At 68.5% G+C, this 4,882-nt stretch carries 8 protein-coding genes; 3 read left to right on the top strand and 5 right to left on the bottom strand.

Annotation, left to right across the window (positions count from 1 at the left end):
- The first annotated feature begins 42 nt into the window (after positions 1–42).
- Positions 43–684, top strand: a complete 642-nt coding sequence (locus AB0M20_RS27670; protein WP_364303049.1) for a dihydrofolate reductase family protein — start codon at positions 43–45, stop codon at positions 682–684.
- Here the strand turns inward: AB0M20_RS27670 and AB0M20_RS27665 are convergent.
- Together AB0M20_RS27665 and AB0M20_RS27660 are read right to left on the bottom strand one after the other, a co-directional pair.
- Complete coding sequence (locus tag AB0M20_RS27665; RefSeq protein ID WP_364303047.1) at positions 665–1,378, bottom strand: DUF6882 domain-containing protein; 714 nt, start codon at positions 1,376–1,378, stop codon at positions 665–667. The genes AB0M20_RS27670 and AB0M20_RS27665 overlap by 20 nt on opposite strands.
- Positions 1,379–1,458: 80 nt before the next feature.
- The gene (locus tag AB0M20_RS27660; protein WP_364303045.1) at positions 1,459–1,599 is read right to left on the bottom strand and encodes a hypothetical protein; all 141 of its coding nucleotides are present in this window, start codon (positions 1,597–1,599) and stop codon (positions 1,459–1,461) included.
- An 18-nt stretch (positions 1,600–1,617) separates the two neighbouring features.
- Here AB0M20_RS27660 and AB0M20_RS27655 point away from each other — a divergent pair, with 18 nt between their 5' ends.
- A complete protein-coding gene (locus AB0M20_RS27655) occupies positions 1,618–2,010 on the top strand; it encodes a nuclear transport factor 2 family protein (RefSeq protein ID WP_364303043.1) in 393 nt (130 codons plus the stop codon).
- Positions 2,007–2,846 carry a GDSL-type esterase/lipase family protein gene (locus tag AB0M20_RS27650; protein ID WP_364303041.1) on the top strand — a complete coding sequence of 280 codons (840 nt, stop codon included), beginning with the start codon at positions 2,007–2,009 and terminating at the stop codon, positions 2,844–2,846. The genes AB0M20_RS27655 and AB0M20_RS27650 overlap by 4 nt, the downstream gene beginning before the upstream one ends.
- 19 nt (positions 2,847–2,865) lie before the next feature.
- Here AB0M20_RS27650 and AB0M20_RS27645 read toward each other — a convergent pair whose 3' ends face one another.
- From AB0M20_RS27645 to AB0M20_RS27635, 3 genes are read right to left on the bottom strand one after another with little or no spacing between them, the layout of a single operon-like run.
- Positions 2,866–3,654, bottom strand: coding sequence for a hypothetical protein (locus AB0M20_RS27645; RefSeq protein ID WP_364303039.1), 789 nt, complete (start codon positions 3,652–3,654; stop codon positions 2,866–2,868).
- Positions 3,641–4,054 (bottom strand): hypothetical protein, encoded by a 414-nt coding sequence (locus tag AB0M20_RS27640; RefSeq protein ID WP_364303037.1) that lies wholly within the window; start codon positions 4,052–4,054, stop codon positions 3,641–3,643. Before AB0M20_RS27640 ends, AB0M20_RS27645 begins: the two co-directional genes overlap by 14 nt.
- Positions 4,051–4,692, bottom strand: a complete 642-nt coding sequence (locus tag AB0M20_RS27635; protein WP_364303035.1) for a hypothetical protein — start codon at positions 4,690–4,692, stop codon at positions 4,051–4,053. Before AB0M20_RS27635 ends, AB0M20_RS27640 begins: the two co-directional genes overlap by 4 nt.
- Between the last annotated feature and the right edge of the window lie 190 nt (positions 4,693–4,882).

The raw sequence follows: 4,882 nt of genomic DNA, 5'->3' as shown, positions 1-4,882 counted from the left end.
CAAGCTGGGAACCCGGCACTTAGAATCGAAGGAGCATCATCGATGTCACTCTTCCGCTTTCAGAACTTCGCCGTGTCACTCGACGGTTTCGGCACCGGTGCCGGCCAGAGCGCCGAGGCGCACTTCGGCCATGCCGGAGACCGGTTGCACGAGTGGATGTTCGGAACCCGGTGGTGGCATCGCGCCGAGCCAGGCGGAAGTGGCGGCGTCGACGACGTCTTCGCTCGGCAGTTCGGGGCGGCGGTCGGCGCGGAGATCATGGGCGCCGGCAAGTTCGGTCACCCCGGCTGGCACGAGGACCCGCAGTGGAAAGGCGCGTGGGGACCTAATCCGCCGTTCCACGCACCCGTCTTCGTCCTGACCCATCACACCCGCTCGCCGATCGAGATGGAGGGCGGAACCACCTTCCATTTCCTCGACACCTCGCCCGCCGAAGCGATCGAGACAGCTCGCAAGGCCGCGGACGGTAAGGACATCCGCATCGGCGGAGGTCCCTCCGTGATCCGCGACTTCTTCGCCGCTCGGCTCATCGACCACGCGCATATCGCAGTGGTTCCGATCCTGCTCGGCCGGGGCGTACCCCTCTGGGACGGTCTCGAGGGGCTCGAGAACGACTATCGGGTCCAGAGCACGTCCTCGCCCAGCGGCGTGACGCATGTGACGTTCACCCGGAACGGCATTTGACGCTCGCCGTCAGCTCGCTCGGCGCGCCGTCGGCGCCGAAGGCGATGACGACCTCCAAGCCCGGGAGGGTGACCCGTTCCGGTGCCGCCGAGCCGTTGAAGGACACGCCCAGGCCACGCCGCACGGCGTAGCTCCGCAAGGCCCGGCGATGATCGGTGATCCCTGCCGGCGGCTCGGTGACGAACGTCCGGAGAACGCGCATGACACACTCCGGGGTCGCCGGCGGCAGGCGGAACACCGGATGCTCGACGAGGAACGCCGCCCGGGCACCGCCGCCCAGCTCGCACGTGTATCCCGTCCAGTTGCCGGTGACCACCTTCGCCACATCGATGAAGGCGAACGCCGCCAGATTCGCCGAGCCGGGCGCGCCGGGCACGTCGGCGAACGGAACCTCCGCCCGGGTCAGCAGAGCGATGTCGTGCCTGCCGCCGTAGTCACGCAGTCGCCTGGCCGTCTCCAGGGTCTCGGACGCATATCCATCGGCGGGCCCGTCCCATGCCCACAGCCACGAACCCGGACCGGGTGCCGCCGTGCCGAGAAAGTGCACGGCGGTCGGCGTGCGCGGCACGGCTCCGTCGAACCGGAGGACGCCCTCGGCGAGGTTCATCCGCCACGAGTGCGGCCCGAGCACGTCGCTGGAGTGCCACTGATGCTCGATCGACAGCAGCGCGGCGTCGTCGAGCAGGGTGCTCAACTGGTGGCTCCGGGGCACGGCGTCCTGTCCCCTTCCCTCGGCATGACACGTGCCGGGCAGCCTGACACTCCGCGTCTTCATCACGGCTTCATGCCGGCCTCGAGAAGGCCGAACCATAGCGCCGGTGTCGGCGTCGGCCACCGCCACCGGCGAGTGATGGCCACCTGGCCGATGTTGGCCCGCCGGGTCGCGAGCAGCCTGAACGCATGAACGATCCACATCAATCGAACGGAGTGGCAATGAGTAATGCACCGACGACAACGGAGCGCGTCCTCGCGTTGGCCGAGCACTGGGCCGACGCCGAGTTGCGCGGCGACACCGTGGCTCTGGACGAGCTGGGTTCCCGAGATCTCGTCCTGGTCGGGCCGCTGGGCTTCGTGCTCGACCGTGCACAGTGGATCGATCGCTACCGTCAGCCGGATGGCCTGGAGATGCAGTCGCTGCAGTGGAGCGACGCCACCGTCCGGCATTTCGGCGACACGGCGATCGTCATCGGCGTGCAGACCCAGCAGGCGACATACGGGGCGCGGCGTTCCGACGGACGGTTCCGGGTCTCCCTGGTCTTCGTCCGCGAAGAGCAGTCCTGGAAGCTCGCCGGCCTGCACTTCAGCCCGATGGGTGGTGCGCGTTGACAACCGCCGACGTGACCAGCAGCGCGACGGACTCGATCGAAACCTGGGTGCGGTACACCCACCTGGACAAGTCCTACGGCTACCTGCCCGGCATGCAGGAGGCCCAGCCGGCGATCTTCGGTCTCACCAGGGAGCGGTACGCCGCCCTGCGATCCCGGTTCGCCGACAACGCGATGGGGGCGGCCGGGCGGTTGCTGAACGACCCGGCGCTGTCCGCAAAGGTCGACCGTCTGCCGTTCCGCGACGGTGACACCGTGCTGGCGGTCGGCGACAGCCTGACCGACGACCTCCAGTCCTGGGCCGAGATCCTGCGCGGTGTGCTCGGCCAACGGTCGGCGGGCGGCGTGCGGCTGGTCAACCGCGGACTGTCAGCGCACACCACCGCGATGATCCTGCGGAGCTGGCCGGCCACCGTGGCGGCCGTACGCCCCGACTGGGTGATCTGCTGCCTGGGCGGCAACGATGTCACGCGGGTCGGGCCGTCACCCACTAAGTGCCAGGTGAGTCTCGCGGAATCGCTCGCCAACCTCGCCGAGCTGCGCCGGATCGCCGAAGAGCTGACCGGTGCCCGGTGGGTGTGGATGACTCCGGCAACGGTCGACCAGGACAGGATCGGCGTCTTCCCGGCGTTCAAGTTCGGCCGGTCCACCTGGTCCAACGACGACATCCATGCGCTGTCCGACGGCATGCGGAAGCTGGGCGGACCCCTTGTCGACATCACCGAGGTGTTCGGCACACCAGCCGCATCCGAGCTGATGGGTGAGGACGGCGTACATCCCACCCTCGAGGGCCAGGCTGCGATCGCCTCCGCGGTGATCAACGTCCTGGCCGGCTAGCCGGCCGCAGTTGCCGGCTTCAGCCGTTCATGGTGGCCTGGGGCTCCGGGGGCGTGACGGACTGGGGCCAGAGCCCGTTGGTGAACTTGCGCTCGTCGACCAGGCTGTCCACGACCTGCCGGGACCGTTCGCCGGCCGCGATGATCCGGCTGGCGATGCCGATGAGGTTGTTGACCGAGGACTCGACGTACACGCCCACCGCCGCCGCGAGGTCGGCGATGGCGAAGGGCAGGTCGACGACCGTGGCCGCCTCGATGGCGGCGGCCGCGAGATCCCCGGCGATCGTGGCGACCACCGATGCCAGCTCCGTGACGTAGTCGACGTTGGCCTGCACGATCTCGTACAGCCAGGCGCTGATGAAACCTGCCTGGTCGGCCAGGGCCTCGGTGGCGCCCGACTGAAACACGAGGACCTGCTCCTTGTAGTGGACGGCGGTGTCGCCGTCCCACGAGGCCAGGTCGGGGGTGGCCCACTTGGCGGTCGCGCCCGCCATGTTGGAGATCGGCCGCTTGACCGCGTGGAGCCAGTGGAAGCTGATGTCGATCATCGAGATGATGGGCGAGTAGTGGGCCAGGACCGCCGACACGATGTCCAGGACCTTGTTGATCGCCGCTCGGATGTTCTCGAGCAGGTCGCGGACCCTGAGCATCACCGCCGGCGGAAGGTCGAACCATTTCTTGTTGACGTTTTCGATCCCGGCCGTGAAGCGCCTGGCGATCTCGTTGATCTTCTCTCGGATGTCGTTGACGGCCGTTTCGATCGCGCTCGTGTGATCCAGGGCCGAACCCTGCGGCTCACTGGGGTTCATGGGCCGGCCTCCTTCCGTCGCTCGCCGACGCGTCCGGGTTGGCCGTCAGGGATCCGTCGCTGGTCGTTCGCTCGGTCCAGACCGCCTTGATGCTCTCGACGGCGATCTCGTCCGCCCGGTCGAACTCGTCCGCCATCCAGTTCAGCGCGCCCTGGATCTGCTCCCACTCGATGACCGCGCCGAGAGTCAGCGTCTTGAAGTGGTTGAGGAAGGTGGAGTAGGAGTCGTAGTGGATCGCCGCCGGCACCACCTCGGTCGGGCCGATGAAGAACGACGACAGCCCCAGCTCCAGGCCGCCCTCGACGGGGCTCTGGTAGACCTCCTGCATGTCGCCCGACAACCGGCGCCACTTGTTCGCCTCTTCGCGGACGTGGTCGGTGATGATCTGGACGCTCGTCATCGGTCATCCCTCTCGATCAGCTGGGCGGCCTGCTGGAACAGCTCCATCGCCGCGGACCGCAGCCGGTCCGCGCCGGCCTGGTGGGCCAGCACCGGGTCGATCGCGATGCCGGTGATCGTGCGGCCCTCGCAGGTGGCGGTCAGCAGCCCGGAAGAAACCCGCAGCGTACGGACCTCACGCGCCGCACGAGCGGCCTTGGTGACGCGGTAATGCCGGTCCTCCGACTCGGTCAGCCGTCGCCAGATCGCGTGGATGCCCGGCGCGGGGGCCGCGACGGGCGGCGGCGCGGGCTCGACCGGCTCCGGGTCGACCCCGGCCCGTACCCTCTCCTGCTTGGCCAGCGCGTCCAGCGCGAGGGCGTTCATCATCGTGACCGACGCGTTGTGCCTGGCCTCGAGCAGCGCCGTCCCGAGCTCGGACGAGGTCAGCTCCCGCTGCCAGTCCGACCGGAAATGCACATCGACAACCGCATTGGTTCGATCGACGGCCACCCACACCGTGCCGGTGCCGTCGCCCATCTCCACAAACGTCGGAGCTCGATAGGTCAGCCCGCCGGCCGCCTCGAGCTCGGCCAGCGCCTCAGCGCGTATCTGCTCACGATCGCCCGCAAGGGCCAATTCAGGCAGGACGAAGTCCACGTTCGACAACTCCTCTCGATCCCCCGTGGCACACCGGTCCGAAGCCGCCGCAGGGCCCGGACCACACGGCGGGATTCGACGGGTGTCGTTCCGCCGAAGACCATATGGCCTCTCTCCGGCGCCACCGGGGTGGACCGCAAAAGGCGTTTAGCAGATGCGCAAAGCCGTCGAAGGGTCAGCCGGCCGTCAA

Source organism: Actinoplanes sp. NPDC051633 (genome assembly GCF_040681735.1).
Taxonomy (GTDB): domain Bacteria; phylum Actinomycetota; class Actinomycetes; order Mycobacteriales; family Micromonosporaceae; genus Actinoplanes.
This window is presented reverse-complemented; position numbering and strand designations above follow the sequence as displayed.

Bases quoted from the DNA above. Each gene is read 5' to 3' on its own strand.
- AB0M20_RS27655 (WP_364303043.1), top strand. From the start codon at position 1,618: ATGAGTAATGCACCGACGACAACGGAGCGCGTCCTCGCGTTGGCCGAG.
- AB0M20_RS27645 (WP_364303039.1), bottom strand. From the start codon at position 3,654: ATGAACCCCAGTGAGCCGCAGGGTTCGGCCCTGGATCACACGAGCGCG.
- AB0M20_RS27670 (WP_364303049.1), top strand. From the start codon at position 43: ATGTCACTCTTCCGCTTTCAGAACTTCGCCGTGTCACTCGACGGTTTC.
- AB0M20_RS27660 (WP_364303045.1), bottom strand. From the start codon at position 1,599: ATGTGGATCGTTCATGCGTTCAGGCTGCTCGCGACCCGGCGGGCCAAC.
- AB0M20_RS27640 (WP_364303037.1), bottom strand. From the start codon at position 4,054: ATGACGAGCGTCCAGATCATCACCGACCACGTCCGCGAAGAGGCGAAC.